This is a genomic window from Pseudomonas sp. YA1, assembly GCF_058680555.1.
In genome coordinates this window covers 150,866-170,849 of record NZ_JBZWBG010000005.1, presented here as the reverse complement: position 1 = coordinate 170,849, position 19,984 = coordinate 150,866, and the positions used below count along the sequence as shown (strand labels likewise).

Here is a 19,984-nt window from a genome sequence, read left to right as displayed (position 1 = left end):
GTCCATGAAAGCATTCGGCAAGGTCCTGGGGCTGTTCTTCCTGGGACTCTTACTGCTCGTCGTGGCCCTGGGCTTCGCCCTGACCCACCTGTTCGATCCCAATGACTACAAGGACGAAATCCGCCAGATCGCCCGCGACAAGGCCAACCTGGAGCTGGACCTGAAGGGCGACATCGGCTGGAGCCTGTTCCCCTGGCTGGGCCTGGAGCTGCACGACACCAGCATCGCCAGTACCGCCACGCCGACCAAGCCGTTCGCCGACCTGCAGATGCTCGGCCTGTCGGTGCGGGTCCTGCCGCTGCTGCGCAAGGACGTGCAGATGAGCGCGATCCGCGTCGAAGGCCTGAGCCTGGACCTGGTCCGCGACAAGCAGGGCAAGGGCAACTGGGAAAACATCGGCAAGCCGGCCCAGCCCCAGGCCCCGTCCGCTCCTTCCGCCACCCCGCCGGCAGCGGACGGCAAGGGCGCCCAGGCGCAGGCACCGGAGCAGGCGCCGCAGAACGACAGCCCGCGCACCCCGATCAAGCTCGACATCGACAGCCTCAACGTCAACAACGCCCGCGTCACCTACACCGACGAAGCCAGCGGCAAGCAGTACAACGTCGAGGGCATCGAGCTGAGTACCGGCGCCATTCGCGAAGGCAGCAGCATTCCGCTGAAGCTCAACGCCTACCTCGGCACCAACCAGCCGGTGGTGCGGGTCAAGACCGAGCTGACCGGCAACCTGCGCTTCGACACCGCGCTCAGGCGCTACCAACTGGAAGACGCCAGGCTCTCCGGCGAGGCCTCGGGCGAGCCGCTGCAAGGCAAGACCGCCACCTTCTCCGCCCAGGGCCAGTTGCTGCTCGACCAGTCGGCGCAGATCGCCGAGTGGAACGGTCTGAAGCTGAGCGTCAACCAGTTGCGCGCCCTCGGCGAACTGAAGGCCCGCGAGCTGGACAAGGACGCCAAGTTCAGCGGCGGCCTGTCGATCGCGCCGATGAACCTGCGCGAGTTCCTCGCCGGCATCGGTGTGACCCTGCCGGCCATGGCCGATGCCAACACCCTCGGCAAGTTCGAGCTGAACACCCGCCTGGCCGGCAGCCGCAACAGCCTGAATCTCGAAGACCTCAAGCTGGGTCTGGACGACACCGCCTTCAGCGGCCGCTTCGGCATCGCCGATTTCGCCAGGCAATCGCTGCGCGCCCAGCTCAAGGGCGACAAGCTCGACCTCGACCGCTACCTGCCGGCCAAGGCCAAGCAAGCCCAGGATGCCGCCAGCGCCACGCGCAAGGCGGAAGTCGACGCCACCGTGGCCAGTGCCGCCCAGGGCAACACGCCGCTACCGGAAAAACCGACCAGGCAGGCCTGGAGCGACGCGCCGTTGCTGCCCATGGCGACCCTGCGCAAGCTCGACCTGGACGTGGCGCTGAACTTCGGTCGGCTGACCGTCGAGAAGCTGCCGATCGACGACGCCAGCCTGAAGCTGCGTGGCCAGGGCGGCGTGATCAGCCTCGACGACATGCGCGGCGGGCTGTACAACGGCCGCTTCAACGCCAAGGCCAACCTCGACGTACGCCAGGACAGCGCCGTGTTGACCGCCACCAAGCACATCGCCAACGTGCCGGTGGAGCGCCTGCTCGAGGCCCAGGGCAAGAAACCGCCGGTGAAGGGGCTGCTCGACCTCGACGCCGACATCCGCACCAGCGGCAACAGCGAGAAGTCCTGGATCGACCATCTCAACGGCAGCGCACGCTTCAGCCTGATCAACGGCGTGCTGCTCGACGCCAACCTGGAGCAACAGCTCTGCCAGGGCATCGCTACCCTCAACCGCAAGGCCCTTGCCGGTACCCACGGCGGCAAGGACACGCCTTTCCGCGAGCTCAAGGGCAGCCTGAACTTCACCAACGGCGTGGCCAGCAACCCTGACCTGAAGGTGGCCATTCCCGGCCTGGCGGTCAGCGGCCACGGCGATATCGACCTGCGCGTGCTGGGCATGGACTATCGCATCGGCGTGGAGATCCAGGGCGACAAGAGCGACATGCCGGACCCGGCCTGCCAGGTCAACCAGCGCTACGCCGGCATCGAATGGCCGCTGCTCTGCCGCGGCCCGCTGGAACTCGGCGCCAAGGCCTGCCGCCTGGACAAGGAAGGCCTGGGCAAGGTCGCCGCGAAACTGGCCGGCAATCGCCTCAACGAAAAACTCGAAGAGAAGCTCGGCGACAAGGTCAGTCCGGAGCTGAAAGACGCACTCAAAGGGCTGTTCAACCGCAAATGACACCTGAAGGCTTCAACGGCGCGGTCCTCGACTGGTACGACCGTCACGGTCGCAAGGACCTGCCCTGGCAGCAGGGCATCACCCCCTACCGGGTGTGGGTCTCGGAAATCATGCTGCAACAGACCCAGGTCAGCACCGTGCTCGGTTACTTCGACCGTTTCATGGCAGCGTTGCCCGACGTCGAGGCACTGGCCGCGGCGGCCGAGGACGAAGTCCTGCACCTATGGACCGGGCTCGGCTACTACAGCCGTGCGCGCAACCTGCACAAGACCGCGCAGATCGTGGTCGAGCGGCATGCCGGGGAGTTCCCCCGCGACGTCGAGCAGCTCGCCGAACTGCCCGGCATCGGCCGCTCCACCGCTGGAGCCATCGCCAGCCTGTCGATGGGCCTGCGCGCACCGATCCTCGACGGCAACGTCAAGCGCGTACTGGCGCGCTACCTGGCGCAGGACGGCTATCCCGGCGAACCGAAGGTGGCCAGGGCGCTGTGGGAAGCCGCCGAGCGCTTCACCCCGCACGCACGGGTCAACCACTACACCCAGGCGATGATGGACCTCGGCGCCACCCTCTGCACGCGCAGCAAGCCCAGTTGCCTGCTTTGCCCGCTGGTCTCCGGCTGCCGCGCGCACCTGCTCGGCCGCGAAGCCGATTATCCGCAGCCCAAGCCGCGCAAGGCGTTGCCGCAGAAGCGCACGCTGATGCCGATCCTGGCCAACCGCGACGGCGCCATACTGCTCTACCGGCGGCCTTCCAGCGGACTCTGGGGCGGGCTCTGGAGCCTCCCCGAACTGGACGACCTCGACGGCCTCGAACCGCTCGCCGCGCGCCATTCCCTGGCCCTCGGCGAGCGCCGCGAACTGAGCGGCCTGACCCATACCTTCAGTCATTTCCAGCTCGCCATCGAGCCCTGGCTGGTGGCGGTGGAAGGCGCTCCGCGCGCCGTGGCCGAGGGCGACTGGCTCTGGTATAACCTCGCCACCCCGCCGCGCCTGGGCCTCGCCGCTCCGGTGAAGAAGCTGCTCAAGCGCGCAGAACAGGAACTCGGACGCGGCACGGCCGCGTGAATGCCGGGCCCGCGGGCCCGGCGGCAACTGCAGGAGAACGACCATGAGCCGCACCGTGATGTGCCGCAAGTACCACGAAGAGCTGCCCGGCCTCGACCGCCCGCCGTATCCTGGCGCGAAGGGCGAGGACATCTATAACAACGTGTCGCGCAAGGCCTGGGACGAGTGGCAGAAGCACCAGACCATGCTGATCAACGAGCGTCGCCTGAACATGATGAACGCCGAGGACCGCAAGTTCCTCCAGCAGGAGATGGACAAGTTCCTCTCCGGCGAGGACTACGCCAAGGCCGACGGCTACGTGCCGCCATCCGCCTGACCCCCACCCCGCCCGACGGAGGCCGCCATGACCCCACCCCTCTCTGGCCTGCCTCCGATCCGCACCGCGCTGATCGGCTACGGCTTCGCCGGCAAGACCTTCCACGCCCCGCTGATCCGCGCGGTACCGGCGTTGTGCCTGGAGCGCGTGGTCTCGCGCGACCCCGGGCGGGTGCACGCCGACCTGCCCGAAGCCCGGGTCAGCGCCGATCCGGATGAGGCCATCGAGGCCGCCGACATCGACCTGGTGGTCATCGCCTCGCCCAATGCCACCCACGCCAGCCTCGCCGAACGGGCCTTGCGCGCCGGCAAGCACGTGGTGGTGGACAAGCCGTTCACCGTCACCCTGGCCGAAGCCCGGCGCCTCGCCGACCTCGCCCGCGAACGGCCTGGCCAGGTCCTCTCGGTGTTCCAGAACCGGCGCTTCGACAGCGACTTCCTCGCCGTGGAGGCCGCCCTGCAGGCCGGCAGCATCGGCCCGGTGCGCTACTTCGAGTCGGCCATCGAGCGCTTCCGTCCGCAGGTCCGCGACCGCTGGCGCGAACACGACCTGCCCGGCTCCGGGCTGTGGTTCGACCTCGGCCCGCACCTGCTCGACCAGGCACTGTGCCTGTTCGGCGTACCGCAGCGTGTGCACGGGCACCTGCGCCGGCTGCGCGAGGGTGCGCAGACCGACGACTGGTTCGAGGTCCTGCTCGACTATCCGCACTGCCAGGTGGCGCTACGCGCCAGCATGCTCGCCGCCAATCCGGCGCCACGCTTCAATGTGCACGGCGACCACGGCAGCCTGCTCAAGGCCGGCGCCGACATCCAGGAAGCGCAACTGCTGCAGGGACTGCACCCCGGTTCCGCCGGCTGGGGCCGCGATCCCGACCTGTTGCAGCACATCGACGGCCAGGGCCTGCGCCAGTCGCTGGTCACCCCGGCTGGCGACCAGAGCCGCTACTACCAGGCGCTGGCCGCCGCCATCCGCGGCCAGTCGCGCAACCCGGTGTCGGCGCAACAGGCCTGCGCGCTGATGGCCCTGCTGGAGTTGGCACGACGCTCCGCCGAGGAAGGCCGGAGCCTGCCGGTGGAGCTGCGCGACGAGGAACGCCAGGCCTGGAACTGAGGCCCGGCAGTCCGGCGGAAACCGCGAGGGGATCGTAAGGCGTTAAAAAACAAAAAAAATTTCTTCGCCGGTGTTGACACTGCCGCGCTAAACCCGTTTAATTGCGCCCCGTTGCCCAGGTAGCTCAGTTGGTAGAGCAGGGGATTGAAAATCCCCGTGTCGGCGGTTCGATTCCGTCCCTGGGCACCATGAATACGACGAAAAGGCTCACCTACGGGTGGGCCTTTTTGCTTTCCGCCGTTCGCCTAGACGTGCTGCCCGCCGTTGACGTGGATTTCCGCGCCATTCACGTAGGATGCGCCGCTGGTGCAGAGGAAGTAGATCAGCGAAGCGATCTCCTCCGGCCGGCCGAGGCGGTGCAGCGGGATGCTGCGCTCGACGATCTCCTCGGTGCCCGGCGACAGGATCGAGGTGTCGATCTCCCCCGGCGCGATGGCGTTCACCCGCACCCCATGCGGGCCGAAGTCGTGGGCCATCTCGCGGGTCAGCGCGGACAACGCCGCCTTGGAAGTGGCGTAGGCCACCCCGGCGAACGGATGCACCTTCGAGCCGGCGATGGAGGTCACGTTGATCACCGTTCCCTGCGCCGCCTTCAGCTCGGCGAACAGGCCGCGCGCCAGCAGCGCGGTGGAGAACAGGTTGACGTTGAACACCCGCAGCCAGGTGGCGTAGTCGGTTTCCAGCACACCGAGGCGCTCGCCGCCTTCGCCCTTGGGCGAGATGCCGGCATTGTCCACCAGCGCGTGGAGCCGGCCGTCGCCGAGCTTCTCGCGGATCAGTTCCAGGCTGGCCTCGACGCCGGGAATGTCCTCCAGGTCCAGGTGGATGTGGTTTTCCTCGCCGTCCGCCCAGGGACATTCGCTGGCCCAGCTCTGCCGCGACGCGGTGAACACCCGCCAACCCGCGGCATTGAAGTACTTCACCGTGGCATGCCCGATACCGCGGCTCGCCCCGGTCAGCAACAGGGTCTTTCTCTCCGCCATACGCCCTCCGTGAAGGCCTGCTGGAATGAACGCGACTCGCACAGCCTACAAGGAATGACGAATCGCCGCGGCGGATCTTTCGCCCATCCCGGCGAACGGCCGAGCGTGAGCCAGGCAGTGCCGATAGACTAGGCGGACCTTGTCCGGACCCCCAATCGATGCTGAAGAAAAGCTTCAACTCCCTGCTCGCCACCTGGCTCGCCGGCCTGCTGGTGATGCTGCCGCTGGTACTCACCCTAGCCTTGCTGGCCTGGGTGGTCAGCTTGCTGAACCGCTTCGTCGGGCCATCCAGCCTGATCGGTCGCGGCTTCGCCGCCATCGGCCAGCCGCTCGCCGGCGATTCGCCACTGGCCTACCTGCTCGGTACCGCGCTACTGCTGGTCGCCATCTACCTGCTTGGCCTCGGCGTACAGCTAGGCCTGAAGCGGCCGCTGGCCAACCTGTTCGACCTGACCCTGCGGCGCACCCCGCTGATCGGCAACCTGTACAACCTGGCCGACCGTTTCGTCGGCCTGCTGGATAAGAAGCAGGACGCCGACATCGCCGCGATGAGTCCGGTTTGGTGTTTCTTCGGCGGCGACGGCGCCGCCGTGCTGGCGCTGATGCCCAACCCCGAAGCGGTGGAACTGGACGGCCGCGCGCACTACGCGATCCTGGTGCCGACCGCGCCGATCCCGGTGGGCGGCGGCCTGCTCTACGTTCCGGTGGAATGGGTGAAACCGGCACAGATCGGCATGGACACCTTCACCAGCATCTATGTGTCGATGGGCATCACCCCACCACCGCCGCTGGCCGCCGCCAAGGTGCTGGCGGAGCCGCGCGGGGAGCAGCCGCCGGCGGTTCCATAGGCGGTCCCGCGTGCCCGGGAACGGGGCGCGCACCGACCTCCAGGCTCTGCTTCAGGTCAGGGTTCGCCAGGAGTTTTCTTCGAAAGCCGACAGTTTTGTTCCTACGCGACAGCGCACTGCAGCGATGCGACAAGATGCCGCCAACCCCGCTCCAGAGGCACGCCGCCTGCTTGGCTCCGGTTGAAGCGCTGTGCTAGCTTGCCTTCGCCAGGAAGGCCCTTCCAATCCGAATAACAAGAGGAAAATCCATGGCCGAGGCCACCCCCGCACTGGAAATCCGTAACCTGCACAAGCGCTACGGCGACCTCGAAGTGCTCAAGGGCATCTCCCTCACCGCCCGCGACGGCGACGTGATCTCCATCCTCGGATCGTCCGGCTCGGGCAAATCCACCTTCCTGCGCTGCATCAACCTGCTGGAGAACCCGCACCAGGGCCAGATCCTGGTCTCCGGCGAAGAGCTGCGCCTGAAGAAGAGCAAGAACGGCGACCTGGTCGCCGCCGACAGCCAGCAGATCAACCGGCTGCGCAGCGAACTCGGTTTCGTCTTCCAGAATTTCAACCTGTGGCCGCACATGAGCATCCTCGACAACGTGATCGAGGCGCCGCGTCGCGTACTGGGCAAGAGCAAGGCCGAAGCGATCGAGATCGCCGAGGGCCTGCTGGCCAAGGTCGGCATCGCCGACAAGCGCCACAGCTATCCCGCGCAACTTTCCGGCGGCCAGCAGCAGCGCGCGGCCATCGCCCGGACCCTGGCCATGCAACCCAAGGTGATCCTGTTCGACGAGCCCACCTCGGCGCTCGACCCGGAAATGGTACAGGAAGTGCTTAACGTGATCCGTGCGCTCGCCGAAGAGGGCCGGACCATGCTGCTGGTCACCCACGAAATGAGCTTCGCCCGCCAGGTTTCCAGCGAGGTGGTATTCCTCCACCAGGGCCTGGTAGAAGAGCAGGGAACGCCGCAACAGGTTTTCGAAAACCCCCAGTCGGCGCGCTGCAAACAGTTCATGTCCAGCCACCGCTAACGGAGCAACACCGCATGAAGAACTATAAGAAGATCCTGCTGGCCGCCGCTGCAACCCTGGCCTTCGCCCTCGACGCCAGCGCCGCCGACAAGCTGCGCATCGGCACCGAAGGCGCCTACCCACCCTTCAACGGCATCGATGCCAGCGGCCAGGCGGTCGGCTTCGACCTCGACATCGGCAAGGCGCTGTGCGCCAAGATGAAGACCGAGTGCGAGGTGGTGACCTCCGACTGGGACGGCATCATCCCGGCGTTGAATGCCAAGAAGTTCGACTTCATCGTCGCGTCCATGTCGATCACCGACGAGCGCAAGCAGGCGGTCGACTTCACCGATCCCTACTACACCAACAAGCTGCAGTTCGTCGCGCCGAAGAGCGTCGACTTCAAGACCGACAAGGACTCCCTGAAGGGCAAGGTGATCGGCGCCCAGCGCGCCACCATCGCCGGCACCTGGCTGGAAGACAACATGGCCGACGTGGTCACCATCAAGCTCTACGACACCCAGGAGAACGCCTACCTCGACCTCTCCTCGGGGCGCCTGGACGGCGTGCTGGCCGACAAGTTCGTGCAATACGACTGGCTGAAGAGCGACGCCGGCAAGGAGTTCGAGTTCAAGGGCGAACCGGTGTTCGACAACGACAAGATCGGCATCGCCGTGCGCAAGGGCGACCCGCTGCGCGAGAAGCTCAACGCCGCGCTGAAGGAAATCGTCGCCGACGGTACCTACAAGAAGATCAACGACAAGTACTTCCCCTTCAGCATCTATTGATGCCAAGCCAGGCCACCGCCGGGCGCGTCCCGGCGGTGGCCGCCTTCAGGCCTGACTTCTCATGATTCTCGACCTGCATGGGTTCGGCGACCAACTGCTCGCCGGTACCTGGATGACCCTCAAGCTGTCGCTGGCGGCGGTCTGCGTGGGGCTGTTGCTCGGCCTCCTCGGCGCCATCGCGAAGACTTCGAAGTACGCGGCCCTGCGCTTCCTCGGCGGCACCTACACCACCATCGTCCGCGGCGTGCCGGAAACGCTCTGGGTACTGATGATCTATTTCGGCACGGTGAGCGGCCTGAACGCCATCGGCGACCTTTTCGGCAAGCCGGACCTGGCGCTCTCGCCGTTCGCCGCCGGCACCCTGGCCCTCGGCCTGTGCTTCGGCGCCTACGCCACCGAGGTGTTCCGCGGCGCGCTGTTGTCCATTCCGCGCGGCCATCGCGAGGCTGGCCAGGCGCTCGGCCTGTCGCCCGGACGGATCTTCTGGCGCATCGTCCTGCCGCAGATCTGGCGGGTCGCCCTGCCCGGCCTCGGCAACCTGTACCTGATCCTGCTGAAGGACACCGCGCTGGTGTCGCTGATCACCCTCGACGAGATCATGCGCAAGGCGCAGGTCGCCTCCAACGCGACCAAGGAACCCTTCACCTTCTACATGACCGCGGCCGCCATCTACCTGAGCCTCACGGTCGTCATCATGGTCGCCCTGCACTTCCTCGAACGTCGCGCCGGCCGTGGTTTCGTGAGGAACGAGCTATGAGCGAGTGGGAGCTGATCCTCAAGTGGATGCCGAAGATGCTCCAGGGCGCGGCGCTGACCCTGGAGCTGCTGGCGATCGCGGTGGTCGCCGGGCTCGCCCTGGCCCTGCCGCTGGGCATCGCCCGCGCCTCGCGGCACTGGTACGTGCGCGCGGTGCCGTACGCCTACATCTTCTTCTTCCGCGGCACGCCGCTGCTGCTGCAACTGTTCATCGTCTACTACGGCCTGGCGCAGTTCGAGGAAGTGCGCAAGAGCGCTTTCTGGCCCTACCTGCGCGATCCGTACTGGTGCGCGCTGCTGACCATGACCCTGCACACCGCCGCCTATATCGCCGAGATCCTCCGCGGCGCGATCCACTCGGTGCCGGTCGGCGAGGTGGAGGCCGCCCGCGCCCTCGGCATGTCGCGGCGCCAGGCGCTCTGGCACATCATCCTGCCGCGCGCGGTGCGCATCGGCCTACCGGCCTACAGCAACGAAGTGATCCTGATGCTCAAGGCCAGCGCGGTGGTCTACACCGTGACCCTGTTCGACATCATGGGCATGGCCCGGACCATCATCGCCCGCACCTACGAATCGATGCTGTTCTTCTGCCTGGCCGGCGCGCTGTACCTGGTGATCACCATCGTGCTGACGCGGATCTTCCGCCTGATCGAACGCTGGTTGCGGGTCGACGCCACCCAGGGCCGCTGAGCGGGCGCTTTCCGATGCCTGCGGGGCGGCTATAATCGCCGCCCCGTTTTCCCGCTGCCGCTCGCATCGTGTCCGAAACCTTCCCGTTCCTCACTGGCGACGCCCTGTCGCAGCGCTTCCTCGCGCTGGACGCGTTCCTCCTCGAACACCAGCGGCTCTGGCGACCCCGCCCGTTCAACGAACCGACCCTGGCGTGGGAAGCCGAACACGCCGAGCTGGCGTCCTGGCTGCGCGGGCGCAGCCTCGAACAGGCCGACGCGGAGCACAACCAGCCCACCCGCCTGGCCGCGCCCGCGCCTTATCCACAGCTCGCCGCCCAGGCCGCGGCGCTGGGCGCGGTCGGCGAACTGCCATTGGCGGAACGCCCGCAGGCACCGAACCGCTTCAATGTCGACGTACCGGGACGCAAGTGGCAGCAGATCGGCCTGTTCGCCGGGCGCCTGCAGTTCGCCCGGCCGGTCGTCCACTGGCTCGACTGGTGCTCCGGCAAGGGCCATCTGGGCCGCCTGCTGGCCCATACGGGGCAACCGCTGACCTGCCTCGAACACGATCCCGCGCTGGTCGCCGACGGACAGCGCCTGAGCGACCGCCTGGGGCTCTCCGCCCACCACCTCCGCCAGGATGTGCTGGCCGCGGACTGCGCCGAGCGCCTGCTTCCCGGGCATACGCCAGTGGCCCTGCACGCTTGCGGCGAACTGCACCTGCGCCTGCTGCGCCTGGCCAGCCAGGCCGGCTGTCACCAACTGGCGGTGGCGCCATGCTGCTACAACCGCATTCCGGGGCCTTTCTACCAGCCACTCTCGCAAGCAGCAGGCCGATCGCTGCTCGCGCTATCGCTTGACGACCTGCGCCTGCCCCTGAGCGAGACCGTCACCGCCAGCCAACGGGTCCGTCGCCAGCGCGACCAGTCGATGGCCCGGCGCCTGGGTTTCGACCTGCTGCAGCGCGAGCTACGCGGAATCGACCAGTACCTCAGCGTGCCTTCCCTTCCGGTGGCCTGGCTGGAACGTCCATACGCCGACTACTGTCGCGAACTCGCCGCCCTCAAGGGACTTCCCGAACCGGCCGCGCGCGACTGGCAGGCGCTGGAAGCGGCCGGCTGGAAGCGCCTGGCGATGGTTCGCAACCTGGAACTGGTGCGCGCCCTGTTCCGCCGCCCGCTGGAACTCTGGCTGCTGCTGGACCGCTGCCTGTATCTGGTCGAACAGGGCTATAGCGTCCGCCTGGGCGAGTTCTGTCCGACCTCCCTGTCTCCGCGAAACCTGCTGATCCTTGCGGAGCGCAGCTGATACGGGTGTGCCGGATGGTTGCCCACACAGCCTGTGGATAAGTCTGGTGACAAGTTCTGGGAAACATCTGCCGAGGGGCCCGTATCCAGGGGCGGGCAATGCTGTTCAAAAAATGAACAAAAAAATAAAATCCATATAAAACAATATCTTGATAACAACCTAAATAACCGCAGCGACTCTTAGAGCGTTTTCTTCCTATCCCTTGCCCGCTTGTGCATAAGCCTGGCTTTCCGGTTAATCCGAAAGTGGACTTCAGCACCGACAATAGTTGCAAAACGGCATCGTATGACGTTCGAAGGAACGGATTGTTCTTTTATTGCAACGGTTGACCTCTTGTTAATCGCTGCCTAGGCAGTATTATTTTGAAACACTTTCCCTGCCTAGACAGCGATCCCCCATGGGCCACTACAGCGCTTCCGACTTTCCCTTCAAGGGCTCCATTGGCCAGCTCATCGGCGTCAGTGCTGCGACCAAGGACCGCATCCTCGAGAAGCACCTCGCCGCGCTGGACATAACCGCCGCCCAGTTCAAGGTGCTGATCTTCGTCGGTCTCAACCGTGCCAACAGTCCGGTCGAACTGTGTCGCGAGCTGTCGGTGGACAGCGGCTCGATGACTCGCATGCTGGCGCGCCTGGAGAAAAAAGGGCTGCTGCTGCGTGGTCGCTGTCCCGAAGACCGCCGTTGCCTGCGCCTGGATCTCAGCGAAGCGGGACGGAAGGTCCAGGAGCAGCTTCCGCTGATCGCCTCGGCGGCGATGAACGAGCTGGTCGCCTGCCTGAGCACGGAAGAATTGCAGACGCTGACCCATCTGCTGACCAAGGTTCTGCTACACGCCGGCTGCCCGCGGGCCAGCCTGCAGGAGTCCTGATCCATGCCGTTCCCTCCTCTCCATCCCTGGCCGCAGCGATTGGCGCTGGCCTCGGCGATACTGCTGGCCGCCGGCTGCGTCACTTCCGAAGGCCTGGAACCGAACGCCCGCCTGCAACCGGCAGGCGCCCTCCAGGCGGGCAGGAGCCTGGAAGGCGTAGCCCTTTCGCCAGCGGCCTGGCCGCGCCAGGACTGGTGGACCGGGCTCGGCGACCGGCAGCTCGACCAACTGATCGGCGAAGCCCTGCAAGGCACCCCCGACCTGCAGATCGCCGAGGCGCGTGCGCGCCAGGCGGCGGCAACGGCCCAGGCGCAAGATGCCGCGCGCCAGCCGACGCTGGACGCCAAGGCCAGCTACTCCGGCATCCGCGCGCCGACCAGCGTGGCCCCGGCACCACTCGGCGGCCGCTATTCGGCGATCAAGTACCTGTCGCTCGGCTTCAACTACGACTTCGACCTCTGGGGCGGCGAGCGCGCCGCCTGGGAAGCCGCCCTCGGCCAGGCCAATGCCGCGCGGATCGACAGCCAGGCCGCGCGCATCGGCCTCTCGGCGAGCATCGCCCGCGCCTACAGCGACCTCGCCCACGCCTTTACCGTGCGCGATCTCGCCGAGGAAGAACTGAAGCGCTCGCAGCGCATGACCGAGCTGAGCCAGAAGCGCATGAGCGCCGGACTCGACAGCAAGGTCCAGCTGCAACAGACGCAGACCCAGCTGGCCACCGCCCGCCAGCAGCTCAGCGCCGCCGAGCAGGACATCGCCAGCGCCCGCATCGCCCTCGCCGTACTGCTGGGCAAGGGGCCCGATCGCGGTCTCGAACTGCAGCGCCCGCAACCGCTGAACCCGGCCAGCCTGAGCCTGCCCTCGGTGCTCCCGGCGGAACTGCTCGGCCGCCGCGCCGACATCGTTGCCGCGCGCTGGCGGGTCGAGGCGGCGCGCCGCAACATCGACTCGGCGAAGACCGAGTTCTATCCCAACCTCAATCTCGGCGCGATGGCCGGCCTCGCCGCCCTGCACACCAGCGACGTGTTGCAGGCGCCGAGCCGCTTCTTCCAGGTGGCGCCGGCGATCTCCCTGCCGATCTTCGACGGTGGCCGCCGCCGCGCCAACCTGGCCGAACGCGACGCCGACTACGACCTGGCCGTCGGCCAGTACAACAAGACGCTGGTCCAGGCCCTCGGCGAGGTCAGCGACGACCTCGGCAAGTTGCGCTCCCTGGAGCAGCAGGTGATCGACCAGCGCCAGGCCCGCGATATCGCCAGGTCCAACTTCGACCTGGCCATGCGTCGCTACGGCGAAGGCGTCGGCAGCTACCTCGACGCCCTCAGCGTGCAACAGCAACTGCTGGTCGCCGAACGCCAGCTGGCCAGCCTGGAGAGCCAGCAGATCGATCTTTCCGTCCAGCTGGTCCAGGCCCTGGGCGGCGGTTTCCAACCCGATTCCCGCTCCGCTGCGCTCGCTACCGCAAAAGCGCCGGCAGAATGAACGAGGCACCCACCATGACTACCGCCAACAGCGAAACCCCCGCCGGCAACCCGAAGCGCAAGCGCTGGTTGCTGATCCTGCTCGCCGTGATCGTCCTCGCCACCCTGGCCAGCGTGGCCTGGGAGTTCTTCTACGGCCGCTGGCACGAGGACACCGACGACGCCTACATCAATGGCAACGTGGTGCAGATCACCCCGCAGATCGTCGGCACCGTGGTCAGCATCGGCGCCGACGACGGCGACCTGGTGCGCAAGGGCCAGGAACTGGTCAGGTTCGATCCCAGCGACGCCGACATCGCCCTCCAGCGCGCCGAGGCCAACCTGGCCCACACCGTGCGCCAGGTACGCGGGCTGTTCAGCAACGTCGACGGCTATCGCGCCGAGGTTGCCACCCGCAAGGTCGCGCTGGCCAAGGCCGAGGCCGACTACAAGCGGCGCAAGAACCTCGCCGACGACGGCGCCATTTCCCAGGAGGAACTGGCCCACGCCCGCGACGCCCTGGACAGCGCGAAAGCCTCGCTGACCAGCTCGGAACAGCAGTTGAACACCAATCGCGCGCTGGTCGACGACACCCAGATCACCTCCCATCCGGACGTCAAGGCCGCCGCCGCGCAACTGCGCCAGGCCTACCTGGACGACGCCCGTTCGACCATCGTCGCGCCGGTCACCGGCTACGTCGCCAAGCGCAGCGTCCAGGTCGGCCAGCGCGTGCAACCGGGCAATGCGCTGATGGCCGTGGTCCCTCTGGACCAGATCTGGATCGACGCCAACTTCAAGGAAACCCAGCTCAAGCACATGCGTATCGGCCAGCCGGTGGAGATCCGCTCCGACCTCTACGGCAGCGACGTGCGCTACAGCGGCACCGTCGACAGCCTCGGCGTGGGCACCGGCAGCGCGTTCTCCCTGCTGCCGGCGCAGAACGCCACCGGCAACTGGATCAAGATCGTCCAGCGGGTGCCGGTGCGCATCCATATCGATCCGCAAGAATTGCAGAAGCATCCGCTGCGCATCGGCCTGTCGATGGACGTCAAGGTCGACCTGCATGACCAGAGCGGCCCGGCCCTGGCCCAGCAACCACCGCGCGAAGCGCTGTTCTCCACCGATGTCTACCAGCAGCAACTGGCCTCGGCCGACAAGCTGATCGAACGCCTGATCGAAGCCAACCTCGCCGAAGACCACGGCAAGACCGCCCAGCGTTGAGCCTGCCAGCATGAGCGAAAGCAACAGCTTCTCCCCGCCCAGCCTGGTGATGGCGACCATCGGCCTGTCCCTGGCGACTTTCATGCAGGTGCTCGACACCACCATCGCCAACGTCGCCCTGCCGACCATCTCCGGCAACCTCGGGGTAAGTTCGGAACAGGGCACCTGGGTGATCACCTCGTTCGCCGTGAGCAACGCCATCGCCCTGCCGCTGACCGGCTGGCTGGCCCGGCGGGTCGGCGAGGTGCGCCTGTTCATCGCCGCCGCGCTGCTGTTCGTACTCGCCTCGTTCCTCTGCGGCATCGCCCAGTCGATGCCTTCTCTGGTCGGCTTCCGCGCCTTGCAGGGCTTCGTCGCCGGGCCGCTGTATCCGATCACCCAGACCCTGCTGATCTCCATCTACCCACCGGCGAAGCGCGGCATGGCCCTGGCCCTGCTGGCGATGGTCACGGTGGTGGCGCCGATCGCCGGGCCGATCCTCGGCGGCTGGATCACCGACGACTACAGCTGGCCGTGGATTTTCTTCATCAACGTGCCGGTCGGCCTGTTCGCCGCTTTCGTCGTCTACCAGCAACTGAAGGCACGCCCGGTGGTGATCAAGAAGGCGCCGATGGACTACGTCGGCCTGATCGCCCTGGTGATCGGCGTCGGCGCCCTGCAGATCGTCCTCGACAAGGGCAACGACCTGGACTGGTTCGAGTCGAACTTCATCGTCGGCGGCGCGCTGATCGCGGCGATCGCCCTGGCCTTCTTCATCATCTGGGAATTCACCGACCGCCATCCGATCGTCAACCTGCGCCTGTTCGCCCACCGCAACTTCGCCGCCGGCACCCTGGCGCTGGTGCTGGGCTATGCCGCGTTCTTCGGCATCAACCTGCTGCTCCCGCAATGGCTACAGACCCAGATGGGCTACACCGCCACCTGGGCCGGGCTGGCCGCCGCGCCAATCGGCATCCTCCCGGTGTTCCTCTCGCCGCTGGTCGGCCGCTACGCCAACCATTTCGACCTGCGCATGCTCGCCGGCCTGTCGTTCCTGGCGATGGCCATCACCTGCTTCATGCGCGCCAACTTCACCACCGAGGTCGACTACCAGCACATCGCCATCGTGCAGTTGATCATGGGGCTCGGCGTGGCGTTCTTCTTCATGCCGATCCTGAGCATCCTGCTCTCCGACCTGCCCCCCGACCAGATCGCCGACGGCTCCGGCCTGGCCACCTTCCTGCGCACCCTCGGCGGCAGCTTCGCCGCCTCGCTGACCACCTGGATCTGGAACCGCCGCGCCACCCAGCACCACGCCTACCTCAGCGAAAACATCAGCCTCTACGACCCGGCCACCCACGAAACCCTCGCCCAGCTCGGCGGCAACACCCAGGCGAACGCGGCGCTGCTCGACCGGATGGTGCAGAGCCAGGCCTACATGATGTCCACCATCGACTACTTCACCATGCTCGGCTGGCTGTTCCTCGCCCTGCTGGTGATCATCTGTCTGGCCCGCCCGCCGTTCGGCGCCAAGCCCGGCGCGGCCGCCTCCGGGCACTGAGGACGAACGGCATTCGGGCAGGAAAATCAGTGGTTTACTCCTGGCGGCGGCTGGCTATAATGTCGCCCTCTTCGCCGGTATAGCTCAGCTGGTAGAGCAACTGACTTGTAATCAGTAGGTCCCGGGTTCGACTCCTGGTGCCGGCACCATGAATCCCGAAAAGCCCCGCCTCGCGCGGGGCTTTTTGTTTTACCCTGCTTCCTTTTACCCAGTGATGGCACTTCGAATAGAATGCCGGGTCAGATGCACCTACCAGATCTGGGGTTGGCAGGATCGCCATTTTTCCCGTACTAATCGTCGTCTTCACGATCGATTGGTACACCTTGGCGGGACGTGTCGAAGCAGCCCTACGGACAACCACTGCTTGAACAAGGTATGACTCATGACGATTCTCGTGACCGGCAGCGCCGGCTTCATCGGCGCCAATTTCGTGCTCGACTGGCTGGCCCTGCATGACGAGCCGGTGGTCAGCCTCGACAAGCTCACCTACGCCGGCAACCGGCAGAACCTCGCCAGCCTCGACGGCGACGCCCGGCACACCTTCGTCGCCGGCGATATCGGCGATAGCCAGCTGGTAGCCCGCCTGCTCGCCGAGCACCAGCCGCGGGCGATCCTCAACTTCGCCGCGGAATCCCATGTGGACCGCTCGATCCACGGCCCCGAGGACTTCATCCAGACCAACATCGTCGGCACCTTCCGCCTGCTGGAAGAAGTGCGCGCCTACTGGGGCGCGCTGGAGCCGGAAGCGAAGGCGGCATTCCGCTTCCTCCACGTCTCCACCGACGAAGTCTATGGCTCGCTGGCACCGAGCGATCCGGCCTTCACCGAGAACAACCGCTACGAGCCGAACAGTCCCTACTCGGCGTCCAAGGCGGCCTCCGACCACCTGGTGCGGGCCTATCACCACACCTACGGGCTGCCGGTGCTGACCACCAACTGCTCGAACAACTACGGCCCGTACCACTTCCCGGAAAAGCTCATCCCACTGGTGATCCACAACGCCCTGGCCGGCAAGCCGCTGCCGATCTACGGCGACGGCCAGCAGATCCGCGACTGGCTCTACGTCAAGGACCATTGCAGCGCCATCCGCCGGGTCCTCGAAGCCGGGCAACTGGGCGAGACCTACAATGTCGGCGGCTGGAACGAAAAGGCCAACCTCGACGTGGTCGAGACCCTCTGCGCCATCCTCGACCAGGAGCAGCCGCGCGCCGACGGCCGCAGCTATCGCGAGCAGATCACCTTCGTCAAGGATCGTCCGGGCCATGATCGCCGCTACGCCATCGATGCCACGCGCCTGGAGCGCGAGCTGGGCTGGAAGCCGGCGGAAACCTTCGAGACCGGTATCCGCAAGACCGTGCGCTGGTACCTGGACAACCAGGACTGGGTGGCCAACGTAACCAGCGGTGCCTACCGCGAGTGGGTGGGTAAGCAGTACGCATGAACCGGATCCTTCTCCTCGGCGCCAACGGCCAGGTCGGCTGGGAGCTGCAACGCGCCCTGGCGCCGCTGGGCGAACTGCTGGTCTGTGACCGCCGGCGCGCCGATCTCGCCGACCCCGAAGGCCTGGCGCGACTGGTTCGCGCCGAGCGGCCGCAGTTCATCGTCAACGCCGGCGCCTACACCGCGGTGGACAAGGCCGAGAGCGATGCCGACAACGCCCGCCTGATCAATGCCCGCGCCGTCGCGGTACTGGCCGAGGAGGCCGCGGCCTGCGGCGCCTGGCTGGTGCATTACTCCACCGACTACGTGTTCGACGGCGCGGGCAGCGCGCCTTTCGCCGAGGACGCGCCGACCGGCCCGCTGAGCGTCTACGGGCAGACCAAGCTGGAAGGCGAGCAGGCCATCCGCGCCAGCGGCTGCCGCCACCTGATCTTCCGCACCAGCTGGGTCTACGCCGCGCGCGGCGGGAACTTCGCCAAGACCATGCTGCGCCTGGCCGGGCAACGCGACGAACTCAAGGTCGTGGCCGACCAGTTCGGCGCGCCGACCAGCGCCGAGCTGATCGCCGACGTCACCGCCCAGGCCCTGCAGCGTCTGCGCTGGGATGCCGAGCTGGCAGCACGAGCCAGCGGCACCTACCACCTGGTCGCCAGCGGCGAGACGTCCTGGCACCTCTATGCGCGCTTCGTCATCGAACAGGCGCTGGAGCGGGGCTGGGAGTTGCAGGCGACGCCGCAGCGGGTCCTGCCGATTGCCACCGAGGATTACCCGGTGCCGGCGAAGCGTCCGGCCAATTCGCGCCTCGACAACCGCAAGCTGCAACAGGTCTTCGGCCTGGTACTGCCCGACTGGCGCTACCATGCCGGACGCATGATCCAGGAACTGAGCGAACAGGGACCACTATGAAACGCAAGGGCATCATCCTCGCCGGAGGCTCGGGCACCCGCCTGCACCCGGCAACGCTGGCCATCTCCAAGCAGCTGCTGCCGGTGTACGACAAGCCGATGATCTACTACCCGCTCAGTACCCTGATGCTGGCGGGCATCCGCGAGATACTGATCATCTCGACCCCACAGGACACCCCACGCTTCCAGCAGTTGCTGGGCGACGGTTCGAACTGGGGCCTGGACCTGCAATATGCCGTGCAACCGTCGCCGGACGGCCTGGCCCAGGCCTTCCTGATCGGCGAGTCGTTCATCGGCGACGACCTCAGCGCGCTGGTCCTGGGCGACAACCTCTATTACGGCCACGACTTCCACGAGTTGCTCGGCAGCGCTTCGCAGCGCCAGACCGGCGCCAGTGTCTTCGCCTACCACGTGCTGGACCCGGAGCGCTACGGCGTGGTCGAGTTCGACCAGGGCGGCAAGGCCATCAGCCTGGAAGAGAAGCCACTGAAGCCGAAGTCGAACTACGCGGTCACCGGCCTGTATTTCTACGACCAGCAGGTGGTGGACATCGCCAGGGACCTGAAGCCTTCGCCGCGCGGCGAGCTGGAGATCACCGACGTCAACCGCGCCTATCTGGAGCGCGGCCAGCTCAGCGTGGAGATCATGGGCCGCGGCTACGCCTGGCTGGATACCGGCACCCACGATTCGCTGCTCGAGGCCGGCCAGTTCATCGCCACCCTGGAGAACCGCCAGGGACTCAAGGTGGCCTGCCCGGAAGAGATCGCCTACCGGCAGAAGTGGATCGACGCCGCGCAACTGGAAAAACTCGCCGCGCCGCTGGCCAAGAACGGCTACGGCCAATACCTCAAGCGCCTGCTGACCGAGACCGTGTACTGATGAAAGCGACCCGCCTGGCAATCCCCGACGTCATCCTCTTCGAACCCCGGGTGTTCGGCGACGATCGCGGATTCTTCTTCGAAAGCTACAACCAGCGCGCCTTCGAGGAGGCCTGCGGTCATCCGGTCAGCTTCGTCCAGGACAACCATTCGCGTTCCGCCCGTGGCGTCCTCCGCGGTCTGCACTACCAGATCCGGCAAGCCCAGGGAAAACTGGTGCGCGCCACCCTCGGCGAGGTATTCGACGTGGCCGTCGACCTGCGTCGCGGCTCGCCGACCTTCGGCCAGTGGGTAGGCGAACGCCTGAGCGCGGAGAACAAGCGCCAGATGTGGATTCCGGCCGGCTTCGCGCACGGTTTCGTGGTGCTCAGCGAATACGCCGAGTTCCTCTACAAGACCACCGACTTCTGGGCACCGGAACACGAACGCTGCATCGTCTGGAACGATCCCGAGCTGAAGATCGACTGGCCGCTGCAGGATGCCCCCCTGCTTTCGGAGAAGGACCGCCAGGGCAAGGCATTCGCCGACGCCGACTGCTTCCCCTGAACGGCAGGGAGCGACCGGCCTCGG

The 19,984-nt window shown here is 66.6% G+C and carries 19 protein-coding genes and 2 tRNA genes; 20 read left to right on the top strand and 1 reads right to left on the bottom strand.

From position 1 onward, the window contains the following. Positions 1-4 precede the first annotated feature (4 nt). The 5 genes from AC4OR5_RS08815 (at position 5) to AC4OR5_RS08795 (ending at position 4,936) form a co-directional block, all read left to right on the top strand. Positions 5-2,257: an AsmA family protein gene (locus AC4OR5_RS08815; RefSeq protein WP_003096096.1), complete on the top strand. Its 2,253-nt coding sequence runs from the start codon at positions 5-7 to the stop codon at positions 2,255-2,257. Further along, positions 2,254-3,321, top strand: coding sequence for an A/G-specific adenine glycosylase (gene mutY / locus AC4OR5_RS08810; protein WP_003110600.1), 1,068 nt, complete (start codon positions 2,254-2,256; stop codon positions 3,319-3,321). The genes AC4OR5_RS08815 and mutY overlap by 4 nt, the downstream gene beginning before the upstream one ends. Before the next feature lie 43 nt (positions 3,322-3,364). Further along, positions 3,365-3,637: an oxidative damage protection protein gene (locus AC4OR5_RS08805; RefSeq protein ID WP_003096100.1), complete on the top strand. Its 273-nt coding sequence runs from the start codon at positions 3,365-3,367 to the stop codon at positions 3,635-3,637. A 27-nt stretch (positions 3,638-3,664) separates the two neighbouring features. After that, positions 3,665-4,747 (top strand): oxidoreductase, encoded by a 1,083-nt coding sequence (locus AC4OR5_RS08800; RefSeq protein WP_058161037.1) that lies wholly within the window; start codon positions 3,665-3,667, stop codon positions 4,745-4,747. A gap of 113 nt (positions 4,748-4,860) precedes the next feature. Further along, positions 4,861-4,936: transfer RNA gene (locus tag AC4OR5_RS08795), tRNA-Phe, on the top strand. A gap of 56 nt (positions 4,937-4,992) precedes the next feature. Here AC4OR5_RS08795 and AC4OR5_RS08790 read toward each other — a convergent pair. Beyond that, a complete protein-coding gene (locus tag AC4OR5_RS08790) occupies positions 4,993-5,730 on the bottom strand; it encodes an SDR family NAD(P)-dependent oxidoreductase (protein ID WP_003096148.1) in 738 nt (245 codons plus the stop codon). Between the two features lie 158 nt (positions 5,731-5,888). Here AC4OR5_RS08790 and AC4OR5_RS08785 point away from each other — a divergent pair, with 158 nt between their 5' ends. From AC4OR5_RS08785 to rfbC, 15 genes are all read left to right on the top strand, one after another. Further along, complete coding sequence (locus AC4OR5_RS08785) at positions 5,889-6,578, top strand: DUF502 domain-containing protein (RefSeq protein WP_031693169.1); 690 nt, start codon at positions 5,889-5,891, stop codon at positions 6,576-6,578. Positions 6,579-6,826: 248 nt separating this feature from the next. Beyond that, on the top strand, positions 6,827-7,600 hold the full coding sequence (locus AC4OR5_RS08780; RefSeq protein WP_003096153.1) for an ABC transporter ATP-binding protein: 774 nt from the start codon (positions 6,827-6,829) through the stop codon (positions 7,598-7,600). Between the two features lie 14 nt (positions 7,601-7,614). Then, positions 7,615-8,367 carry an ABC transporter substrate-binding protein gene (locus tag AC4OR5_RS08775; RefSeq protein WP_003096156.1) on the top strand — a complete coding sequence of 251 codons (753 nt, stop codon included), beginning with the start codon at positions 7,615-7,617 and terminating at the stop codon, positions 8,365-8,367. 61 nt (positions 8,368-8,428) lie between these two features. Further along, entirely contained in the window at positions 8,429-9,124 is a 696-nt protein-coding gene (locus tag AC4OR5_RS08770) for an ABC transporter permease (protein WP_023107354.1), read from the top strand. Continuing rightward, positions 9,121-9,813, top strand: a complete 693-nt coding sequence (locus AC4OR5_RS08765; protein ID WP_003096163.1) for an ABC transporter permease — start codon at positions 9,121-9,123, stop codon at positions 9,811-9,813. The genes AC4OR5_RS08770 and AC4OR5_RS08765 overlap by 4 nt, the downstream gene beginning before the upstream one ends. 68 nt (positions 9,814-9,881) lie before the next feature. Continuing rightward, positions 9,882-11,102 carry a methyltransferase gene (locus AC4OR5_RS08760; protein ID WP_058161036.1) on the top strand — a complete coding sequence of 407 codons (1,221 nt, stop codon included), beginning with the start codon at positions 9,882-9,884 and terminating at the stop codon, positions 11,100-11,102. A 397-nt stretch (positions 11,103-11,499) separates the two neighbouring features. Next, positions 11,500-11,970 carry a MarR family winged helix-turn-helix transcriptional regulator gene (locus AC4OR5_RS08755; RefSeq protein WP_003110596.1) on the top strand — a complete coding sequence of 157 codons (471 nt, stop codon included), beginning with the start codon at positions 11,500-11,502 and terminating at the stop codon, positions 11,968-11,970. 3 nt (positions 11,971-11,973) lie between these two features. Continuing rightward, positions 11,974-13,452, top strand: a complete 1,479-nt coding sequence (locus AC4OR5_RS08750; RefSeq protein WP_058161035.1) for an efflux transporter outer membrane subunit — start codon at positions 11,974-11,976, stop codon at positions 13,450-13,452. A gap of 14 nt (positions 13,453-13,466) precedes the next feature. Further along, entirely contained in the window at positions 13,467-14,651 is a 1,185-nt protein-coding gene (locus tag AC4OR5_RS08745; protein ID WP_003110594.1) for an HlyD family secretion protein, read from the top strand. Positions 14,652-14,661: 10 nt separating this feature from the next. Next, positions 14,662-16,191: a DHA2 family efflux MFS transporter permease subunit gene (locus AC4OR5_RS08740; RefSeq protein WP_058161034.1), complete on the top strand. Its 1,530-nt coding sequence runs from the start codon at positions 14,662-14,664 to the stop codon at positions 16,189-16,191. 73 nt (positions 16,192-16,264) lie between these two features. Further along, positions 16,265-16,340: transfer RNA gene (locus AC4OR5_RS08735), tRNA-Thr, on the top strand. Between the two features lie 233 nt (positions 16,341-16,573). Further along, a complete protein-coding gene (gene rfbB / locus AC4OR5_RS08730) occupies positions 16,574-17,632 on the top strand; it encodes a dTDP-glucose 4,6-dehydratase (RefSeq protein ID WP_003096179.1) in 1,059 nt (352 codons plus the stop codon). Then, positions 17,629-18,537: a dTDP-4-dehydrorhamnose reductase gene (rfbD, locus tag AC4OR5_RS08725; protein WP_003146507.1), complete on the top strand. Its 909-nt coding sequence runs from the start codon at positions 17,629-17,631 to the stop codon at positions 18,535-18,537. The genes rfbB and rfbD overlap by 4 nt, the downstream gene beginning before the upstream one ends. Next, positions 18,534-19,415: a glucose-1-phosphate thymidylyltransferase RfbA gene (gene rfbA / locus AC4OR5_RS08720; RefSeq protein WP_023084667.1), complete on the top strand. Its 882-nt coding sequence runs from the start codon at positions 18,534-18,536 to the stop codon at positions 19,413-19,415. Before rfbD ends, rfbA begins: the two co-directional genes overlap by 4 nt. Continuing rightward, positions 19,415-19,960 (top strand): dTDP-4-dehydrorhamnose 3,5-epimerase, encoded by a 546-nt coding sequence (gene rfbC / locus AC4OR5_RS08715; RefSeq protein WP_003096184.1) that lies wholly within the window; start codon positions 19,415-19,417, stop codon positions 19,958-19,960. Before rfbA ends, rfbC begins: the two co-directional genes overlap by 1 nt. Positions 19,961-19,984: the final 24 nt, after the last annotated feature.

Coding starts and splice junctions, on each gene's coding strand:
- AC4OR5_RS08815 (WP_003096096.1), top strand. CDS start 5: ATGAAAGCATTCGGCAAGGTCCTGGGGCTGTTCTTCCTGGGACTCTTA.
- mutY (WP_003110600.1), top strand. CDS start 2,254: ATGACACCTGAAGGCTTCAACGGCGCGGTCCTCGACTGGTACGACCGT.
- AC4OR5_RS08805 (WP_003096100.1), top strand. CDS start 3,365: ATGAGCCGCACCGTGATGTGCCGCAAGTACCACGAAGAGCTGCCCGGC.
- AC4OR5_RS08800 (WP_058161037.1), top strand. CDS start 3,665: ATGACCCCACCCCTCTCTGGCCTGCCTCCGATCCGCACCGCGCTGATC.
- AC4OR5_RS08790 (WP_003096148.1), bottom strand. CDS start 5,730: ATGGCGGAGAGAAAGACCCTGTTGCTGACCGGGGCGAGCCGCGGTATC.
- AC4OR5_RS08785 (WP_031693169.1), top strand. CDS start 5,889: ATGCTGAAGAAAAGCTTCAACTCCCTGCTCGCCACCTGGCTCGCCGGC.
- AC4OR5_RS08780 (WP_003096153.1), top strand. CDS start 6,827: ATGGCCGAGGCCACCCCCGCACTGGAAATCCGTAACCTGCACAAGCGC.
- AC4OR5_RS08775 (WP_003096156.1), top strand. CDS start 7,615: ATGAAGAACTATAAGAAGATCCTGCTGGCCGCCGCTGCAACCCTGGCC.
- AC4OR5_RS08770 (WP_023107354.1), top strand. CDS start 8,429: ATGATTCTCGACCTGCATGGGTTCGGCGACCAACTGCTCGCCGGTACC.
- AC4OR5_RS08765 (WP_003096163.1), top strand. CDS start 9,121: ATGAGCGAGTGGGAGCTGATCCTCAAGTGGATGCCGAAGATGCTCCAG.
- AC4OR5_RS08755 (WP_003110596.1), top strand. CDS start 11,500: ATGGGCCACTACAGCGCTTCCGACTTTCCCTTCAAGGGCTCCATTGGC.
- AC4OR5_RS08750 (WP_058161035.1), top strand. CDS start 11,974: ATGCCGTTCCCTCCTCTCCATCCCTGGCCGCAGCGATTGGCGCTGGCC.
- AC4OR5_RS08745 (WP_003110594.1), top strand. CDS start 13,467: ATGACTACCGCCAACAGCGAAACCCCCGCCGGCAACCCGAAGCGCAAG.
- AC4OR5_RS08740 (WP_058161034.1), top strand. CDS start 14,662: ATGAGCGAAAGCAACAGCTTCTCCCCGCCCAGCCTGGTGATGGCGACC.
- rfbB (WP_003096179.1), top strand. CDS start 16,574: ATGACGATTCTCGTGACCGGCAGCGCCGGCTTCATCGGCGCCAATTTC.
- rfbD (WP_003146507.1), top strand. CDS start 17,629: ATGAACCGGATCCTTCTCCTCGGCGCCAACGGCCAGGTCGGCTGGGAG.
- rfbA (WP_023084667.1), top strand. CDS start 18,534: ATGAAACGCAAGGGCATCATCCTCGCCGGAGGCTCGGGCACCCGCCTG.
- rfbC (WP_003096184.1), top strand. CDS start 19,415: ATGAAAGCGACCCGCCTGGCAATCCCCGACGTCATCCTCTTCGAACCC.